Genomic DNA, 18919 nt, shown 5'->3' on the forward strand with positions numbered 1-18919 from the left:
GTTTATTGCCATCTATATCGATTACTAAACTTAAGAAAGTGTTTCTTCTTTAATTATTTTATACATATTGGCAGCATCTTCTTTTTTCGTGGATTCCTGCAACATTTCCACCTTAGCTGTAACTAGCTTTTGCCCAAAACGAACTTGTAGCTCATCGCCGACCTTCACATTTGTGCTTGCTTTCGCCTGCTGTCCATTCACTAAAATTCTTCCTTGATCCGCAACTTCCTTTGCCAATGTTCTTCGTTTAATTAAGCGCGAAATTTTCAAGAATTTATCCAGTCTCATCCTAATAGCTCCTTCATATTGTTATTTTTTCTTTGCTTCATTCCAAAATTGGTCTAATTCTTCTAAATTCATTTGGCTCCATTCCTTCCCAGACTCTTTTACCCTTTCTTCTATATAAGAAAAGCGCTGTATAAACTTTTTATTTGTCCGGAAGATGGCTAATTCTGGATCCACTTTATAAAACCTAGCAATATTTACAAGCGAAAACAAAATATCACCAAATTCACTTTCTATTTGTTCATTATTATTAACCTCTTTTAATTCCTCTTGAAACTCCAGAATTTCCTCTTTTACCTTTTCCCAAGCTCCTTCTACATTCGGCCAATCAAATCCTATCTTTGCCGCTCTTTTTTGCAGTTCATAAGCTTGCATTAAGTTAGGCAACGCACTATTTATTCCCTCTAAAACAGACTCCCTGTCCGTTTTTTCTTCTTGTTTTTTCGCATTTTGCCAATGTTTCATCACATCATCAACAGAATCTGCTTGTTCTTCGCCAAATACATGTGGATGTCTACGAATCATTTTATCGGAAATCCCTTCCAATACATCATCAATAGAAAAATAACCTTCATCTTCTCCGATTTGACTATGAAGCATCACTTGCAATAACACGTCTCCAAGCTCTTCAATAATGTGGTCAATATCTCCTTCATTAATGGCTTCAATTAATTCATAGCTTTCTTCCAGTAAATATTTCCGTAAGCTTTCATGGGTTTGCTTTTTATCCCATGGGCAGCCATTTGGTCCACGAAGCTCTGCTATTATCTGCCTCAGTTGAGAAAATTCTTTATATAAGAATTTTTCTTCCTGAACAGGAGGCACATATATGCTTGTTAAATTATTTAAATCTACCTCTCTATCCAACTCATGCAGCTCTATTTCTTTTATCTTTTCTAGACTGCTTCCCGCTGCAGTGACAATCTTAATTGGATAATCATATGGCAGCATATCCATTAAGGTTAACTTCACTTCCGATGCAGAAAAAGTATCATATACCTGGCCAATAATCAAATGATTTCTAAGCTGAATACTTGCTCGATTAAGAGCAGTTCCGTCTAGCAGCTGAAAACCCTCAATTGGATCAATTCGCAATGCCTGAAAAATACTGTCTAAAAAGCTTTGACCCCCAGCAATTTCGATAGAGGCAATTCCTTCTTTATCTTTTTCTATTAAGAGTTGTACTGTTTTCTCTGCAACAAGCGGGTGACCTGGAACAGCATAGACAATATCCATCTCTTTTGCTTTTTCTAAAAGGAATTCAACAATCTCCTCATATACGGCTTCAAATTGATTATGTTTTTCATAAATAGAATCAAAGGAATAAAAGGTTATTCCCTCTTGCTTAAGCGTTGAGATAACGGGATGATCCTTCGTCCGGACATATACAGTTTTATTGTCATCAATTAAGCTGCGATAGACACCTAAAGGCAGCTGGTCTATATCCCCAGCTCCTAATCCAATAATTTTTATTTGACTCATTTTATTTCCTTCCTTTTTTCGGTAAAAACCATTTTAGTTTACTTCCTAATGGTAATAATGATAATTCCTTTTCTTTAAAAACATTTCCTCGCAACACGATTGCCACATATATTATTCCACCTATTACTACCCCGGATACTGCTTGAATAGCGCTTTTAATCCGGTCATGCTCGATCCCTTCAAGCAGTATAGAAGTAAGTGGTATATATCCTCTCAGTACAAGTAACATAACTAGACTCGCACCACTTATAATCATTATCTGTTTTAAACTAATAAGCGGTTCTTTGACTATTTTTTTCAATTTTACTGCCATTAAAATTAGAATGATAGATAATACAATAAGCGATGCATAGGCTGCTCCATCTATCCCAAAGGCAGGAATGAGCACAATGTTAAGAACATACTTCCCTATAAAACCTAATACAATCAAAAGGGCTGGATAGAAAGATTGCCCTAAGCCTTGAAGAACGGCCATTATCGTTGCAATAATAGCATTAAGGAATATTACAAAAAACAGAACAGTAAGCACTTCTGAACCGGCATCATTCTTAAACAGCATGCTGTTTGTCTCTCGAATAATCCCAATTAGCCCTACAGTCGCTCCAAGTCCAATAAAAAAACTGACTAAAAGAGAGAAATGGATATTTCTCATAAGATCCCTCTTACTTGTCTTTTGGCGATTCTTTGTAATAAGCGGGACAATACTTAAAGCCATCGAAGTAGAAATGATACTTCCAATTTGTATGAGCGGCTGCCCTCTATCATAAATTCCTTTCATCACTTTGGCCTTTTCATCAGCCATGCCATTTTCCATTAATAAGGAATATAAATTCAATGAATCTGCTAGTTGCAATAACACTAAAAGCATACTACTAATAGAAATAGTTATGCCCTCATATATTACTCTTTTACAAAGAATACGATTCTCCCTTTCAAAAAGAAGCGAAAAGTGAAAAAGCGAAAAAGAAAGGGCGGATTTCCTATAAAAATAAATTAAGACGAACAAGGAGAGTAAGCCCCCGACAACAGAGCCAAACATAGCACCTGCCCCAATGGCATATAAGGAGTAACCTTGATAAGAAAAAAACACAGCGACGAACAGAATAATCCCTACTCTGATTAATTGTTCGCCCACCTGTGAAACTGCTGTCGGAATCATATTTCCTTCCCCTTGGAAAATCCCTCTCAAAATAGCAATCAAAGGGGAAAACAGAAACGCAAAAGAAATAACTTTCATTAAGGATGCCAGATGAGGATCTCCCATCCAAGAGGCAAGTCTTCCTGCATTAAAAAATAGAGCTAGAAAAGCTATCATGCCAATGGGAACAAATAAGAAAAAAGAGGAACTCACAAGTCTATTTATACCTGATTGATTCCCCTCTACTTTCATTTCCATATACAATTTTGATAGTACGACTGGAAAACCATATGTAGATAAAGCAATAATTACCCCATAAAAAGGATAAACTTGCTGATAGATATAAAAGCCTTTATCACCAACAATATTTTGAAACGGTATTCGATATACAGCACTTAGTACTTTAGTTATTAAGGCAGCTATCATGAGAATAAAAGCGCCTTTAAACCAGACATTTGATTGCGAAGTCTTCACATGTCTAGCTCCTTCCATAATTACTTTCGCTAGTATTATAGCATAGTTAGATGGAAGATGTATCCTTGAACATAACACTTTTTCCATAAATTAACATAAAAAGAGGAGGGGGACATAAGTGTTTAAGTCAAATTTAACCCCGAACAATTATACGCAAACAAAATTCGTATAATTGTCCGAGGCTTTTATCTATTTTATGAAAGAGAGGTTGTGGTAATCACCCGCAGACTGAATACACTTCGCTTCCCATGGGGCGAGCGCCAAGCCTCCTCGGCGCATAGAGTGTCTGTAGCGTAATGGAACGAATTGGTTTCACAACTAAATTAGAGGTTGTTCATCTTTATCCATTATATATTTTGTTTTTTCCAGCCACGCCTAAAAACAAATCCCCTTATTACATAATGCTTATCAAGATAATAATAAGCATTGGTAGAAAAACAATGACATACCCAATTGGATTAGCAAAGTTTAATGTCCAGCCAACACCAAAACGCTTCTCCACAAAAATAGAAGGATCGCTTTTATTAAAATAAAATAAACCACCTTTCCAATAGCTATCTCCATCAAAAGATGAGATTTCTTTGGTGTCCTGTTCTTCTCCCTCCGCTCCGCGATTTAGTCTTTCTAATTTAATCGTAAAGAAAATTGCTCCAATTAATAAAGATAAGGTAATAATAATTGGAATAAGAAAGACTAAGTGATCACTGAAGATATTATCGTATAAAATTGTTAATTGTAACAATATGATAGGAACCGTTATAGCAATAGACGTAAGAAGAAAGAACCAGCTTGTATATTTGCGATACTTTAGCTGTCTAAGCTTAGATGCTTGTTTATTATTGGCACTTATTTTAATCCCTGATTTTTTAGTGGCGCTGTTTATACTTAAGAACATAATCTGCATAACCAGTAAAATCAATAGCATGGACACACCAGATATAGGCGTCTTCTTCGTAAATCGATCAGCTTTTCCAGACAATCCCCAGTGTACAGGTATTTCCGCTGGTAATAAATGATACTGTGTTGCCGTAAAGATCAAAAATCCTACCGTAATAATTATTGGAATAAGAAATACATACCACGGGAGCATCTCATCCTTTTGTCTAACTCCAATTTCTGTTACATTTATTTCTTTTAGCTCCTCCTCCCACTTATTCTCTGCTTTTAGTGCCATCATTTTTCCGTGAAAGTAAAAGTAGAGACTTAAGCTCCAAAACAAAATAGCAAACAGCAAAACGGTTCCACCAATCGCTACTTGATCTGCTTGAATATTATTCGCAGCTTGCCAAATATAATAAGCTATAATCCCAATAAGAGAAGGAACGATAACGAAGATAGAATATCGTCTTTTATAGGTTGAAATTTGCGGATTATTTACTTGTTTGTTGGGAATGGTTACCCCAAATACAACTGTTTTTCGTACTAGAAAAGGCATAGCCGCTTCAAAAAAAACAGTAATGATAATCATGCTAATAAAAATAATGGTTTCCATTTTTTATTCCTCCTTTAATTTATGGATAATGGATTGTATTAACCCTGTTATTTCTTTTTCCTTCATTCCTATTACTAACGCTTCCACAATCATTGGTTTTAAGCTATTTGAAATTCTGCTCTGCTCTTCTTGGGTTGGAATCCCATTGTTTGTTCGAATGATTGCACCAGATTTAGGAATAATTTGAATAAGCCCCTTTTTTTCGAGAGCATGATAACTTTTATTCACAGTATGCATATTGACACCTAAATCAGCGGCCAGTGAACGAACAGATGGTAACACATCACCATCCTGTAATTCTTGCCTAATTATCCCTATCATGATTTGCATAGTAAGTTGTTCATAGATGGGCATTTCCAATTCAGGATTTATTTGTATATACATCATTAATCACCTCATACTGTTATATTCTTATTATAACAGAATTGTTCTATTTTTAGTAGAACAATTTTCATCATAGAGTGCTATTCTTTCCATAAACAAAAAAGTCGACAGCTCTTTTCCGAGTTTGTCGACTTTTAAAATATATGGTTTAGTAAAAATGTTAGGCAAACCTTATGATTCCATTTGGCGAGCTAAAAATCCTGCTGCGGTTTCAACTGCCTTTTTCTCTACATCACCAAGTGAATCCTCTTTTGCGAAAATGACAACTGCCCCAATTGGATCACCATTTGCAATAATAGGACCAATGGTATAGGCAGAAATCGTTTCAGTAGTACCATCAACTAAGGATACTTGGTCTTGTTGATTCATCAGTATGGACCCTCTATCCTCCATTGCCTTTTCCACTACACTACTAATGTTCTTATTTAAATAGTCCTTTTTCGATCCACCCGAAACAGCGATGTAAGAATCTCTATCACAAATTAGCACAGCATTTCCTAAACTATCATAGAGAGCCTCAGCATATTCCTTAGCAAAATCGCTTAATTCACTTATAGGTGAATATTTCTTTAAAATTACTTCTCCATCTCGATCAACAAAAATCTCTAATGGATCCCCTTCGCGAATTCGTAATGTTCTTCTGATTTCTTTTGGGATAACGACACGACCCAAATCATCGATTCGACGCACAATTCCAGTTGCTTTCATTCCGTGTTGCCTCACTTTCATCAGATGATTTTTTTAAATTGGCGAAAGCATTCTCACTATACATGAAATGTTCACCATATTTAAACATAGTATCTTTCATATGGTAAGTTCTATACATTAATCATGCAAAATTTTCTCTAGGTAGCTTTATTTTCCTTTTTGAATATTTCAAGAAGGAAAAAGATGATTTACCATATTATCAATTTTACTTCCCAGATTGGGATAAACCATTTATTTATTCTTGTGTTTACTTAGATGTCATTCCAAAGAAAATCTACTATTGTTATCTATATTGTTTATACCCTTGTCCCCCTATATTAAACATCCTATTCACGCTATTTTCTTTATAAAATGGGGAAATGGAAAGGAAGGTGCACAAAGAATAGCTAATGTGGAAAGATGGGTAATCTATATAACGATTTCAATAAAGATTGGTTTCTCATATAGTATTTATAAGCCAATTGTGGAGAACACTTTCCAAATTAGAGGATTTTAGATCTTTGAAAACAAAAAAACCAAATGATTATACGAAATGTTATTAGCATCCGTATAATCATTCGGGTTTCTCCTTGGTGGGAATACTTACATTCCAATCACAAGACTATATAAGGAAACTCATCCCTATTATTTAGTAACTTGTTCTGGTTCTTTTTTAAATGTATTTAATGCTTCTACCATTTCATGGCAAGCCTTCAGCCACTTTTCTTTTTCAACACCCTTTACACGGAAGATCATTTTTAATTTTCTTCCTTCCATACCAAGACCAATCATTCGACCATACTTAGAACTCTTCTCAAATATTTTTTGGCCATCCATACGGTCGCTTCCATGTTCCGATAATAAAATAAGTACTTCATCCTTCGTCTGCTTAATCAACTCTACTCCTGCTTGCTTTCCATAAATCTTCATTTCTGTGATTTTGAAAAGATACGAAACTTCTTCTGGATAGTCTCCAAAACGATCAATTAATTCTTCTCTTAGCTCTTCCATATCCTCTAAGGAAGTAACACCTCTAAAACGCTTATACATTTCAATTTTTTGCTGTCCATCATTAATGTAAAAATCAGGAATATAAGCATCTATATCTAAGTCAATTTCAATCGTCTGCCTTAGTTCTTCACTAATTGTTCCTTTTCTCTCTTCAATAGCTTCTTTTAGCATTTGAGAGTATAAGTCAAACCCGACTGAATCAATAAATCCATGTTGTTGGGCACCGAGAAGATTTCCTGCACCACGAATAGTCAAATCGCGCATGGCAATTTTAAAGCCAGATCCTAATTCCGTAAACTCTTTGATTGCCTGCAATCTCTTTTCTGCGACCTCTGTTAGAACTTTATCCTTCTTATACGTAAAATACGCATAAGCTACTCGATTCGAACGTCCAACCCTGCCTCGTAATTGGTATAATTGCGACAGCCCCATACGGTCTGCATCCTGGACAATTAGTGTATTTACATTTGGTATATCTACTCCTGTTTCAATAATCGTCGTACTTACTAAAACGTCATATTCCCCTTCTAAAAACCCAAGCATTACTGATTCTAATTCATTTTCTGTCATTTTCCCGTGAGCATAAGTAACTCTGGCGTCAGGCACCAACATTGAAATTTCCTCAGCCTTTCTCTCAATGTCTTCAACCCGGTTATACAGAAAATAAATTTGGCCATTTCTGGCAAGTTCTCTTTCAATCGCTTCTCTTACAAGTCCACCGTTATACTCCATTACATAGGTTTGAATAGGGAATCTATTTTCCGGAGGGGTCTCGATAACTGATAAGTCACGTACACCTAGCATAGACATATGGAGTGTTCTTGGAATTGGTGTAGCCGTTAGCGTCAATACATCAATATTCGTTTTTAATTGTTTTATTTTCTCTTTATGCGTTACACCAAAGCGTTGTTCCTCATCGATAATCAATAAACCTAAATCTCGATAAGAGATATCTTTTGATAAAATCCGATGCGTTCCTACGACAATATCAATGGTTCCTGCTTTAAGTCCTTTTAGCGTGTCATTTTGCTGTTTTCTCGTTCTAAATCTGCTGAGTAAGCCAATTTCAATTGGATAATCTTGAAAACGCTCTCTCAACGTTTCATAATGCTGCTGCGCTAAAATAGTTGTTGGAACCAAGAAAGCTACTTGCTTTCCATCCGCTATCGCTTTAAAAGCCGCTCTGATTGCAACCTCTGTTTTCCCGTAACCAACATCTCCGCAAAGAAGACGATCCATCGGTCTTTCTCTTTCCATGTCTTTTTTGATTTCATGAATAGACCGTAATTGATCCTCTGTTTCCTGGTAGGCAAATGCCGCTTCAAATTCTCGCTGCATTTCCCCGTCTGGAGAGAAGGCATAACCAACAGAAGCCTCTCTTTCCGCATACAGCTTAATAAGATCATCCGCTATATCTTGAACAGAAGACTCTACCTTTTTCTTTACTTTCTTCCAATCGTTACCGCCTAATTTGTATATTTTTGGTTCTTTGCTCTCTGATCCAACATATTTTTGGACCAAATCAATCTGCTCAACAGGAACGTATAACTTATCATTTCCTTGATATCGTAAATGTAGGTAATCCTTGTGGACACCATTAATTTGAAGTGTTTCAATCCCAAGGTATTTACCAATACCATGGTTAACATGGACTACATAGTCACCAACATTTAACTCAGAGTAACTCTTTATACGCTCTGCATTTGTTAGTTTTTGTCTTCTTTTGGATAACTTTTTAGTCTTTGTCTTAAATAGTTCTTCTTCTGTTATTACCGCTAGTTTTAGGATAGGAAGCTCAAATCCTGACTGCAGATGACCTTCTAATAATTGAATTTTCCCTTCGGAAATCTTCTTACCGTTTTTTTGAATCATTACTTCCATATCATAATCTTGAAGAACTTGCTCTAACTTTTCTAAGCGCTCCTCACTATTACCAAGCAGAACAACGGTGTAATGATTTTTTTTCCATCTTTCCATTTCTGTCTTCAAAACATTCATTTGCCCGTGGAAATTCTGCATTTGTTTACAGGATACATTTATGATATTTTGCGGATTAGTATTTGGAACATGGCGTAAGAATAAAGATAAATAGACAATTGGCTGTTTTGCCTGATGTAAAAGATGATTGATACTTTGAGATAAGGTTAACCCATGAATAATTTCTCCCTCACCTAACAAGCTTGTATACCAATCAGCTTCTTCTTTCTCAAGCGTGTCATTCATTTCTTGCACTCTACTAATTTCATCGACAATTAAAAAACCGTTACTCGGTAAATAATCTATTAAACTGACATGTTCTCCATAGAGAATGGATAAGTATTTATATAGTTGTTCTGGCTTTTGCCCATTTCTTAGCTGTTCCATTTCCCTGCTAATATTCTGTGTCAGTAACGTTCTTGTCGCTTCATCTTTTATTTTTTTTAAGCTTTGGGCTAAGCCTTTTTCCAGCATAGCCAGCAAGTCGCCGACTGCATTCTCATCATAAAGAATTTCTGTCGCCGGTCCAATGCTTACGTTTTCCTTTTTTTCCTTCGAGCGTTGATCCTCAAGCGAAAAGGCTCTAATCGAATCAATTTCTGTATCAAATAATTCAATACGGAGCGGATCTTCCTCTGTTAATGGATAAATATCTAAAATTCCACCGCGCACACTAAATTCTCCCGGCGATGAAACCATCTCCGAGCGTACATATCCCATATGAACAAGCTTTAATAAAAAGGCTTCTAAATCAAGATCTTGCCCAATTTCAAGCTTTAATTGCGCTTCCTTCCATAACTTTTTTGGAGGAAGCAGCTTTCTCAGACCTGCTACTGGCGCAATCATGATTCCCGACTTTTTTTTCGCCCAATAATTCAATACCTCTATACGCTGAGCCTTTAATTCTGGACTTGCAATACTAATTTCAGCTGCAATTAATTCATTAGCAGGATAGAGAAAAACGTCCTTTTCGTCCACTATATTGGTAATATCATCGTATAGCTTTTGCGCCTGTAATAAATTATGAGTCACAATTAATAATGGCTTCTTTGTTTTTTCATAAATTGAAGTCATATATAAAGTACGTGCTGAATTGGAAAGTCCTGAAACTAATTGTTCATGTAATCCAGCATCTAGTCCTGAAATGACATTTTGTATATCTTCTTGCTGTTTAAATAATTGTTTTAGCCCTAACAAAAAATTTTCCCTCCCATTCGAAAGCAAAAGACACCATAAAATGGTGTTGAGCTAGTTTTTTCTTATTTTTTAGTAAAGTATATGACTTCCTGCTTGCTAGCTCTTTTTATTTTCAACGTGCATCCATTCCTGATAATTTGTTCTTATCTTACACGATATATCTATGATTGCAATCTATTTATTTCCTAATTAATGACTAGTTACTATTAATCCTTCAGCTCATGCCCCTTAAGCAGAATGGAATCATGCTTATCATGACATCATTTAAAAAAAGATGAAAGAAAATACTCCTTAATGTTGTTATATACGAGATATCTTGCCTATATTCCTGCTACCCGCAAGAAAACAAATATATAGACAACGGAAAAATGCTTTGGATTATTCCAAAGCTTTTTCCGAATTAAAAAACAATCCTCTAATGAATCAAATAATCATTTTCATAGTAGCCTGGGTTTTTTGACAATGATTCTTGGCAGTCCTCACAAATAGACTTTACCTCAATATCACCTGTTTGATGATATTGAATCATTTCTGATCGATCTTCGTCCGATAAATGATCAAATCCTAAGCGATTTGCTGCAATGGACTCTGTATCAAGTGTTCCCATATGCACACCACAATGTCTGCAATGATAATGTATAGCCATCCCTAGGCCTCCTTACTAGCACATTAATATTGCTAGTATTCACCTATTCGGATGTAAATATAACCAAAATAAGCGGATGGTTCTCTATCTTACTGGATATTATATTTATTCATTACTTGTAAAAAGGGTTCTTCTGCCCATTGGACACACGCATCTGCACATTTTTTTATGGTTCCCTCTAATATGTCCATTTCTTCTTTAGTAAATTTTCCAAGGACATAATCAACTACTTTCATTCCATTTTTAGGACGATCAATTCCAACTCTTATACGATTGAACTTTTCTGTGCCAACATGAAGAATAGTTGACTTAATCCCATTATGTCCGCCAGAGCTTCCTTTTTGTCGAAGTCGGATTCTTCCGACTGGCAGATCTAGGTCATCATAAATAACGACTAAATCTTCTGGCTCTAGATCATAGTAATCCATAATTGGACGAATAGACTCCCCAGAAAGATTCATATATGTAAGCGGCTTTAATAAAATCATTTTTTCACCGCCAATAACTCCTATTCCATAATTTCCTTTGAATTTTGCCTTATCTAATGGAATATTATAATGACTTGATAAAAAATCAATTACTTCAAATCCAATATTATGTCTTGTTCTATCATATTGCTTCCCTGGGTTACCAAGGCCTACAATTAATTTCATATGAATCCCCCTGCTTTTTCATTCTATACTCCTATATCATACAAGAAAAAGGTTTGGCCAATAAAATGCTAATCGGTCAAACCTTTTTCTTGCTTTTGCTTTTCTAGAAATCCCTTTCTAAAAAAGTACAGGGAGAATACATTTAGATAAATCGGATTATTCTTCAGCTGTTTCTGGCTCTGTTTCTCTGCCTTCCACATTATCCGGCATACCTTCTTCTTGTTGTTCTCCTGTACTAATTTCTTCTTCCTGTCTTGGTGCAAGAATTGATGCGATAACTTCCTCTTTTTCGTGGTTAATTTCTATTTTATCATAACCCTTCACATCTCCGACAGTAATCGTATCTCCTACCTGAAGCTCTGTTACATCAATATCAATACTAGATGGGATATCATTAGGCTTTGCTGTCACTGTTACTTCGTGTAAAGCCTGCTGCATAACGCCGCCATCTTTTACTCCAGCAGCTTCCCCCACTAAAGATACTTTTACTGGTGCACTGATAGCCTTTGATAAGTCTACCGCTAAAAAATCCACATGTATAATGCCTCGCTTAATTGGATCAGCATCATACTCATTTAAAACGACATTATAATTTTCCCCATCAATATCTAGTGAAATAACGCCATTTCTCCCAACTTCACGAATCGTTTTCAAGAAATTAGCCTCACTCAAGGAAATTGCCGTATTTTCTATTTTTGATCCATAAACAATACCTGGAATTTCTCCATTATTTCTTAATTTTGTTAAGCTTGAATGTTTGTCCATCGTACGTTTTTTTGCCTGTAAAGTTGTTGTCATGATTTCACCTTCCATTATTTTATCAAATGAACACTCTTATATAAAAAATGCCCTAAATGGAAGATATTTAAACATAAAGAATTTGCTTTCTGTTTAAAAGAAAGGCACAATACCAATAGCCGCCTGCCTTTTAGACAAGCGACTAATCTGAATGATATGAAGGGTTCTATCAATCAAATAAGAAACTTACTGATTGGTCTTGGTGAACACGTAAAATCGCTTCACCTAATAGGTCAGCAACTGATAATTGAATAACGTTAGCTGAAAGTTTCTTTTCACCCAATTCGATAGAATTTGTTACAACTAATTCTTTGATTTTAGAATTATTAATTCTTTCCATTGCAGGTCCTGACAAAACAGGATGTGTACAGCATGCATAAACCTCTTTTGCTCCATTTTCTGCGAGAGCATTGGCACCAAGTGTAATGGTTCCAGCTGTATCAATAATATCATCAATAAGGATAGCAATTTTCCCTTCGATATTACCAACAATATTCATAACTTCCGCAACATTTGGCTTTGGACGTCTTTTATCAATAATAGCAATTGGCGCCTTTAATCGTTCTGCAAGTTTTCTTGCTCTTGTAACCCCGCCATGATCTGGAGAAACAATCACAAGCTCTCCATCGAATTCACGTTGACTGAAGTAATTACCAAGGATTGGCACACCCATTAAGTGATCAATCGGAATATCAAAGAAACCTTGAATTTGTGGTGCATGCAAGTCTAATGTAATAACACGAGTTGCTCCAGCTGTCTCTAATAAATTAGCTACCAATTTCGCTGTAATTGGTTCTCGTGCTCTTGCTTTTCTATCTTGTCTAGCATACCCATAATAAGGAATTACTAGGTTAATCGTCTTAGCTGAGGCACGCTTCAATGCATCAATCATGATTAATAACTCCATAATATGTTCGTTAACAGGTGCACTTGTTGACTGAATAACATAGACGTCACAACCACGGATACTTTCCTCAATATTAATTTGAATTTCACCATCGCTAAAACGTGTTACTGAACATTTCCCTAATTCTACTCCAATTGAATCGGCAATTTCCTGCGCTAAAGCTGGATTAGAGTTTAAACTGAATACCTTCAAATTTGGATCTAAATTCTTAACTGGCATGCTGAACCTCCACTGGTCTTTTTCCTCTTATAGTACGAAGAATGAAACATATCTATTAAACGAATTATTCTTCCTTTTAACCTATTTATTTACGTTTATAATTCTCTTTATTAACTTGACGTGCACGGGCAATCGAAAGTGCCTCAGAAGGAACGTTATCTGTAATGGTGGAGCCTGCTGCAACATAAGCACCTTTTCCAACTGTGACAGGTGCAATCAAATTGGAATTACATCCAATAAATGCGCCATCTTCTATCGTCGTCATAAACTTATTTTTGCCATCATAATTAACTGTAATGGTTCCACAGCCAATATTGACATCACTACCAACATTCGCATCTCCAATATAACTTAAATGAGATGCCTTACTGCCTTTTCCAAATGTCGCTTTCTTGATTTCAACAAAGTTTCCAATCTTCACTTCATCATCAATCATGGATGCTGGACGAATATGTGCAAACGGTCCAATATTCACATCAGAGCCAATGCTGCTATCATGGGCGACAGATTGTTTAATAGCCGTATTATTTCCCACTGTACAATTATTTATTTCTGTATTTGGCCCAATAATACAATCTGCACCTATTACAGTATTTCCTTTAATCATACTTCCAGGATATATAACGGTATCCTCTTTAATTGCTACGTCTGCTTCAATATAAGTATTGGACGGATCAATTATCGTTACGCCATTCCGCATATGCTGTTCATTGATTCGCTTTCTCATGATTGATTCTGCTTCAGATAAAGCAATCCGGTCATTCACACCAATTGTTTCATTGAAATCTGTGGTTTGGAATGCACTTACTGTTTCTCCCTGCTTTTTTAAAATCTCAATAACGTCTGGCAGATAGTACTCTCCTTGAACATTTTCATTGGAGACATTAGCCAACGCCTGAAATAGCAGTTCATTATCAAATACATAGGTACCTGTATTAATTTCTGTTATTTTTCTTTCTTCATCCGTTGCATCCTTGTGTTCTACAATTTTCTCTACTACTCCCATTGAATTACGAATGATTCTGCCGTACCCATCTGGCTTACTTGCCTTTGCCGTTAAAATGGTTGCCTTCGCTCCTACTTTCTCATGGTGTAAAAAGAGTGCTTCTATCGTTTCACTTGTCATAAGTGGCGTATCCCCGCATATAACGAGTGTCACTCCTTCTTTGTCTACAAGGAGATCTTTTGCTTGTATTACTGCATGTGCCGTTCCAAGCTGTTCTTTTTGATTTACGTATTTCACACTATTACCAAGCTGTGCTTTTACTTTTTCTGAACCGTGGCCAATTACTGTTACGATTGAATCCACTTGTAGCTTTTCCACTTGATCTACAACGTGCTGTACCATCGGTTTCCCACAAACAGGATGAAGTACTTTATAAAGTTTTGACTTCATTCTAGTACCCTGTCCTGCGGCTAAAATCACTGCGTAACGAGTTGTCATTCACAGGCCTCCAATAACCTTTTTATCCACTAAAAAATATATCTCAAATACATCTTGATTTCAAGGAAGGATTCACATTTTATGTATGCTTCTTTATAAAAGCTGTTTTATTAATTGTAACATTTTCTTTTTTCCCTATAGAGAATACCTTCACCAACCATGAGAAAGTGATAAACCTTATCTATTTTATGATACTAAAAGAACAAATTGTTTTCATTGGAAAATCAAGGGGTAAATAGGAGAGAAATAGAAATAAAAAAAAGAGCCTTACTCTTAGGAAGTAGGCTCTAGCTGCAGATTATTTTAGGAAGCTCCAGCTTCTTCAAATTCAATTTCTAATTCACCCAGGCGGTGGTATTCTGCCAAAACTGCTTCCTGGATTTTTCCTCTTGTACCAGAGTTAATTGGATGAGCGATATCCCTAAACTCACCATCTGGAGTTCGTTTACTTGGCATCGCTACAAATAGTCCGTTATTTCCGTCAATTACCCTAATATCGTGAACAACAAATTCATTATCTAGTGTAATAGAGGCAATAGCTCTCATACGTCCATCCGTGTTAACTCGGCGTAGCCTTACATCAGTTACTTCCATCCTGTTCACCACCTTTACTAGAAGATAAAATCTAGTTATTAAATTCAACAGAATTTTCATAACTCCTTCTTTTAGGTGAAATTTTTTAGAATATTTAGGAATAAAATAAAGAAAAAGTGCCGAAAAGTGATAAAATCTTCTGTTTTTCCACTTATTCTCCGACTATCATCCTTCAGGAAGCAACTTATTTACAAAGCGCAATGACTTCGATTTCAACTAATACATCTTTAGGGAGCCTAGCTACTTCTACACATGAACGAGCGGGCTTATGTGTAGAGAAATATTCTCCATACACTTCATTGATTGCTTGAAAGTCTTCCATATTTTTAATAAATACAGTCGCTTTCACAACTGTTTCAAAGGAAGCACCTGCCTCTTTAAGAACAGCTGCTAAGTTTTTGAATACTTGATGTGTCTGTGTCTGCACATCTCCCTCTACTAAGTTACCTTCTGCAGTTAAAGGAATTTGACCAGAACTGAAAAATAAATTATTCACAATAATCCCTTGAGAATACGGTCCGATAGCTGCTGGTGCGTTATTTGTTTGAACAACTTTCATTTGTCTTTTCCCCCTAAGAGTTACTTTTTGTCGAAATAATTACCATTTTCCACAGAAATTTTCTTTTCTTTTACATCGACACCGGATAATTTTACTAGTGATAAATAATCATCCACTAGTCTTTCCTCGGCTTCCTCGGCTTCTACTAATACTGCGATTCCTGCAACGCTTGCATTAAATTCCTCTAATAGACTAATCATACCATTGATGGTACCGCCAGCTTTCATAAAGTCATCCACAATCAAAACTTTTGAGCCATCTTCTAAACTTCTTTTAGAAAGCAACATCGTTTGGATTCTTTTTGTAGAACCAGAAACATAATTGATACTCACCGTGGAACCTTCTGTTACTTTACTATCTCTTCTAACCATAACTACAGGAACATTTAAATAAGTTCCAACTGCATATGCCAAAGGAATTCCTTTAGTAGCAACTGTCATGACCACATCAATATCCGTATCAGCAAAGGCAGAGGCAAACAGTCTCCCCACTTTTTGCATGATAGTCGTATTTCCCAGAATATCATTCATATATAGATAACCACCGGGCAAAAGTCTTTCTGGACTTTTTATCAAATCACAAAGCTCTTCAACAAATGGTTTCGCTGCTTCATCACTGACTTTTACTTGATACTTTACTCCACCGGCTGCTCCTGGCAATGTATGTAAAGTCCCTATTCCTCTTTGCTCAAATGTTTCTTTAATAATAGCCAAATCTTCGCTGATTGAAGACTTGGCTGCACCGTACTTTTCTGCAAAGTAAGAAAGAGATACTAACTGCCTAGGATGCTCCAGCAAGTAATTCGTCATGTCTATTAAACGCTCACTACGACGAAATTTCATAACTGAACCCCCAAAATCCGAATATTTAAAGACAATTTTACATTATTATACGGATTTAATCAAGGGTATGTCGCTGTCCAATCATTCGAACCGCAAATACTTGATCACAAAATCCTCTTAAACCATTATAAACACGATTCATCCTTGAATCATGTTGAATCAATCCAAAAACAGTAGGTCCACTTCCACTCATAAGAACAGCATCTGCACCAAATTTGCAAATTTGTTCTTTAATTTGAGCAACCTCTGGGTATAAGGTTAGAGTAACATTCTCTAACACATTCCCGACATTTTCACACATTAAATCATAATCTTTCGCTGAAATGGACTCAATCATTTTTTCCGTATTTGGATGCTGTATTGTCTCAGTATCTAGTCTTTTATAAATATCAGCTGTTGATACACCAATAAACGGTTTTGCCAAAATAACCCAGCACACTGGTGGCGCAGGCAATTCCTTAATGATTTCCCCTCTTCCAGTTGCAAGGGCAGTGCCCCCATAGACGCAAAAGGACACATCAGACCCAATTTCAGCTCCAATGACAGCTAATTCATCTAATGTTAACCCTAAATCCCATAACTTATTTAAACCACGTAATACTGCCGCTGCATCGCTGCTTCCTCCAGCAAGACCTGCTGCAACAGGAATATGTTTCTCAATTTTAATTTCTACGCCTTTTTTCACATCAAATTTTTCCTTTAATATACTTGCTGCCTGATAAGCAAGATTTCTTTGGTCATCAGGAACAAACCTATTAAGAGAAACTATTTTTATTACATCGTTGTCTAACAATGCTAGCTCAATTCTATCTGCTAAATCAATTGTCGTCATAATCATTTCTACTTCATGATACCCATCTGGTCTCTTATGAAGCACATCTAATGACAAATTGATTTTAGCTGGCGCTTTCACCAAAAGCTTCAATATTTCCACCCACTTAACAAATTTCATCATTTACTTTTTTCTCCAACTAACGAAAGAGGATTTTCCTTAAAGGAGATAATAATAGTAGGCTAGACGAACTTTATCTTACCCTTATTCCGTGTCTAACAAGCTTTATGCTCATCTAATCTTCTATATAGATATAGTGATTTTACCACAAATTATTCTCTTACATACAATCGAGATTGTGTTTTCCCTATAATTTATCAACATTTGAGGTGCGGTCTTACTCCCCATTATCTTGAATAAAAAAAGAATCTATCATTAACTCCTTATATCTATACTATTTAATGGATAATATAGATATTCGCTAATGATAGATTCTATAAATTGCCGTGGGTAAATCCAATTTGATTATCGTACAAATAAGATGGACGTAAAGTGAATTTTGAAGTTACAGGTTACTCTTTATTTTGAGTAAGAAGACTTTGCTCTGCTATTTCTATTGCCCTTTTGACCATATTCCCTGCGTCTCTTGCACGAATACCACCCCAGCCCTCTTTCTGGACCACATCATAGAAACCAAGCTCTTTTGCTAATTCTTCCTTTAATCCTTCGGACATAATTCCTTTTCGTCTACCCAAAGTGAATCTCCCCTTTCATCACCCACGGTAAGCTTAGTATGTATCCATCACTAGTTTTTCATGTTATCTATTTGTTGCCAAAACATATGCTTATTTATACATCTATAAGCATCTTTATTTGCCATATCATTATTTTTCTCCATGAAAAAAGCAGCAAACAAATTGTTCACTGCCGCTTAATGCTTTCAAGCAATAATAGTTAGCTTAAAGCAATTTGTCCTGATGTATCCTCGAAGAAGGTAATTTGAACCGTTTCTGTTAAAACATCTGCATAGCTGTATGATACACGTTCAAATGCATTTTCATCCTGATCTAACTCCACTACAAACACAGATGGATAAGTCTCTGCTAATACTCCTGAACGTTCAATTGTCTTCCGACGACCGCCATTTGCCTTCAGCATAAGTCTTTTTCCTAAATTTGAATCAAGAGCTTTTTTTATATCTGATAATGTTTTTGCCATTCGGTCCACCTCACTGTGTAAAGTATATCATACTGACACAACAGAGTCAAATAAAAACATAAATTATAACAGTCTTTTTTAGAAGTTGTCAATATTTTTTATTCTTATTTTTCTCCAATTTTTCAACAAAGATAGTTTGC

At 35.9% G+C, this 18919-nt stretch carries 18 protein-coding genes; all 18 read right to left on the reverse strand.

Annotation, left to right across the window (positions count from 1 at the left end; all coding sequences use genetic code 11):
* Nucleotides 1-30 precede the first annotated feature (30 nt).
* On the reverse strand, nucleotides 31-288 hold the full coding sequence (locus NSQ89_RS22655; protein ID WP_016204747.1) for an RNA-binding S4 domain-containing protein: 258 nt from the start codon (nucleotides 286-288) through the stop codon (nucleotides 31-33).
* Between the two features lie 21 nt (nucleotides 289-309).
* Nucleotides 310-1767, reverse strand: a complete 1458-nt coding sequence (gene mazG, locus NSQ89_RS22660; protein ID WP_095323099.1) for a nucleoside triphosphate pyrophosphohydrolase — start codon at nucleotides 1765-1767, stop codon at nucleotides 310-312.
* Nucleotide 1768: 1 nt separating this feature from the next.
* Entirely contained in the window at nucleotides 1769-3379 is a 1611-nt protein-coding gene (locus NSQ89_RS22665; RefSeq protein WP_082810124.1) for a putative polysaccharide biosynthesis protein, read from the reverse strand.
* Nucleotides 3380-3773: 394 nt separating this feature from the next.
* Nucleotides 3774-4871 carry a DUF1648 domain-containing protein gene (locus NSQ89_RS22670; RefSeq protein ID WP_341133324.1) on the reverse strand — a complete coding sequence of 366 codons (1098 nt, stop codon included), beginning with the start codon at nucleotides 4869-4871 and terminating at the stop codon, nucleotides 3774-3776.
* Between the two features lie 3 nt (nucleotides 4872-4874).
* Entirely contained in the window at nucleotides 4875-5258 is a 384-nt protein-coding gene (locus NSQ89_RS22675) for a GntR family transcriptional regulator (RefSeq protein WP_309325926.1), read from the reverse strand.
* 168 nt (nucleotides 5259-5426) lie between these two features.
* Nucleotides 5427-5963, reverse strand: coding sequence for a stage V sporulation protein T (gene spoVT, locus NSQ89_RS22680; RefSeq protein WP_047944373.1), 537 nt, complete (start codon nucleotides 5961-5963; stop codon nucleotides 5427-5429).
* A gap of 624 nt (nucleotides 5964-6587) precedes the next feature.
* Nucleotides 6588-10127, reverse strand: a complete 3540-nt coding sequence (mfd, locus tag NSQ89_RS22685; RefSeq protein ID WP_341133325.1) for a transcription-repair coupling factor — start codon at nucleotides 10125-10127, stop codon at nucleotides 6588-6590.
* Between the two features lie 415 nt (nucleotides 10128-10542).
* Nucleotides 10543-10773: an anti-sigma-F factor Fin family protein gene (locus tag NSQ89_RS22690; RefSeq protein WP_047944370.1), complete on the reverse strand. Its 231-nt coding sequence runs from the start codon at nucleotides 10771-10773 to the stop codon at nucleotides 10543-10545.
* Nucleotides 10774-10862: 89 nt separating this feature from the next.
* Nucleotides 10863-11426, reverse strand: coding sequence for an aminoacyl-tRNA hydrolase (pth, locus tag NSQ89_RS22695; protein WP_047944369.1), 564 nt, complete (start codon nucleotides 11424-11426; stop codon nucleotides 10863-10865).
* Between the two features lie 156 nt (nucleotides 11427-11582).
* Nucleotides 11583-12224, reverse strand: coding sequence for a 50S ribosomal protein L25/general stress protein Ctc (locus NSQ89_RS22700; protein WP_047944368.1), 642 nt, complete (start codon nucleotides 12222-12224; stop codon nucleotides 11583-11585).
* Between the two features lie 169 nt (nucleotides 12225-12393).
* Nucleotides 12394-13350, reverse strand: a complete 957-nt coding sequence (locus NSQ89_RS22705) for a ribose-phosphate diphosphokinase (RefSeq protein ID WP_047944366.1) — start codon at nucleotides 13348-13350, stop codon at nucleotides 12394-12396.
* Nucleotides 13351-13435: 85 nt separating this feature from the next.
* The gene (gene glmU, locus NSQ89_RS22710) at nucleotides 13436-14794 is read right to left on the reverse strand and encodes a bifunctional UDP-N-acetylglucosamine diphosphorylase/glucosamine-1-phosphate N-acetyltransferase GlmU (RefSeq protein WP_336044901.1); all 1359 of its coding nucleotides are present in this window, start codon (nucleotides 14792-14794) and stop codon (nucleotides 13436-13438) included.
* A 303-nt stretch (nucleotides 14795-15097) separates the two neighbouring features.
* Nucleotides 15098-15388, reverse strand: a complete 291-nt coding sequence (gene spoVG / locus NSQ89_RS22715) for a septation regulator SpoVG (protein WP_026574035.1) — start codon at nucleotides 15386-15388, stop codon at nucleotides 15098-15100.
* Between the two features lie 184 nt (nucleotides 15389-15572).
* Nucleotides 15573-15947 carry a RidA family protein gene (locus NSQ89_RS22720; protein WP_061801125.1) on the reverse strand — a complete coding sequence of 125 codons (375 nt, stop codon included), beginning with the start codon at nucleotides 15945-15947 and terminating at the stop codon, nucleotides 15573-15575.
* Nucleotides 15948-15967: 20 nt separating this feature from the next.
* Nucleotides 15968-16789, reverse strand: coding sequence for a pur operon repressor (gene purR / locus NSQ89_RS22725; RefSeq protein ID WP_047944363.1), 822 nt, complete (start codon nucleotides 16787-16789; stop codon nucleotides 15968-15970).
* A gap of 55 nt (nucleotides 16790-16844) precedes the next feature.
* Nucleotides 16845-17714 carry a 4-(cytidine 5'-diphospho)-2-C-methyl-D-erythritol kinase gene (gene ispE, locus NSQ89_RS22730; protein WP_047944410.1) on the reverse strand — a complete coding sequence of 290 codons (870 nt, stop codon included), beginning with the start codon at nucleotides 17712-17714 and terminating at the stop codon, nucleotides 16845-16847.
* A gap of 419 nt (nucleotides 17715-18133) precedes the next feature.
* Nucleotides 18134-18316, reverse strand: a complete 183-nt coding sequence (locus tag NSQ89_RS22735) for a small, acid-soluble spore protein, alpha/beta type (RefSeq protein ID WP_016204730.1) — start codon at nucleotides 18314-18316, stop codon at nucleotides 18134-18136.
* A 199-nt stretch (nucleotides 18317-18515) separates the two neighbouring features.
* Nucleotides 18516-18779, reverse strand: coding sequence for a biofilm formation stimulator Veg (veg, locus tag NSQ89_RS22740; RefSeq protein ID WP_016204729.1), 264 nt, complete (start codon nucleotides 18777-18779; stop codon nucleotides 18516-18518).
* Nucleotides 18780-18919: the final 140 nt, after the last annotated feature.

The sequence above is a fragment of the Niallia sp. FSL R7-0648 genome, from assembly GCF_038007005.1.
Taxonomy (GTDB): Bacteria; Bacillota; Bacilli; order Bacillales; family Cytobacillaceae; genus Niallia; species Niallia circulans.

What these genes read in the sequence shown, in the direction of transcription:
- NSQ89_RS22675 (WP_309325926.1), bottom strand. Translation starts at nt 5,258, where the DNA reads ATGATGTATATACAAATAAATCCTGAATTGGAAATGCCCATCTATGAA.
- purR (WP_047944363.1), bottom strand. Translation starts at nt 16,789, where the DNA reads ATGAAATTTCGTCGTAGTGAGCGTTTAATAGACATGACGAATTACTTG.
- mazG (WP_095323099.1), bottom strand. Translation starts at nt 1,767, where the DNA reads ATGAGTCAAATAAAAATTATTGGATTAGGAGCTGGGGATATAGACCAG.
- NSQ89_RS22720 (WP_061801125.1), bottom strand. Translation starts at nt 15,947, where the DNA reads ATGAAAGTTGTTCAAACAAATAACGCACCAGCAGCTATCGGACCGTAT.
- NSQ89_RS22690 (WP_047944370.1), bottom strand. Translation starts at nt 10,773, where the DNA reads ATGGCTATACATTATCATTGCAGACATTGTGGTGTGCATATGGGAACA.
- pth (WP_047944369.1), bottom strand. Translation starts at nt 11,426, where the DNA reads ATGAAATTAATTGTAGGCCTTGGTAACCCAGGGAAGCAATATGATAGA.
- NSQ89_RS22670 (WP_341133324.1), bottom strand. Translation starts at nt 4,871, where the DNA reads ATGGAAACCATTATTTTTATTAGCATGATTATCATTACTGTTTTTTTT.
- veg (WP_016204729.1), bottom strand. Translation starts at nt 18,779, where the DNA reads ATGGCAAAAACATTATCAGATATAAAAAAAGCTCTTGATTCAAATTTA.
- spoVG (WP_026574035.1), bottom strand. Translation starts at nt 15,388, where the DNA reads ATGGAAGTAACTGATGTAAGGCTACGCCGAGTTAACACGGATGGACGT.
- NSQ89_RS22655 (WP_016204747.1), bottom strand. Translation starts at nt 288, where the DNA reads ATGAGACTGGATAAATTCTTGAAAATTTCGCGCTTAATTAAACGAAGA.
- spoVT (WP_047944373.1), bottom strand. Translation starts at nt 5,963, where the DNA reads ATGAAAGCAACTGGAATTGTGCGTCGAATCGATGATTTGGGTCGTGTC.
- NSQ89_RS22705 (WP_047944366.1), bottom strand. Translation starts at nt 13,350, where the DNA reads ATGCCAGTTAAGAATTTAGATCCAAATTTGAAGGTATTCAGTTTAAAC.
- glmU (WP_336044901.1), bottom strand. Translation starts at nt 14,794, where the DNA reads ATGACAACTCGTTACGCAGTGATTTTAGCCGCAGGACAGGGTACTAGA.
- NSQ89_RS22700 (WP_047944368.1), bottom strand. Translation starts at nt 12,224, where the DNA reads ATGACAACAACTTTACAGGCAAAAAAACGTACGATGGACAAACATTCA.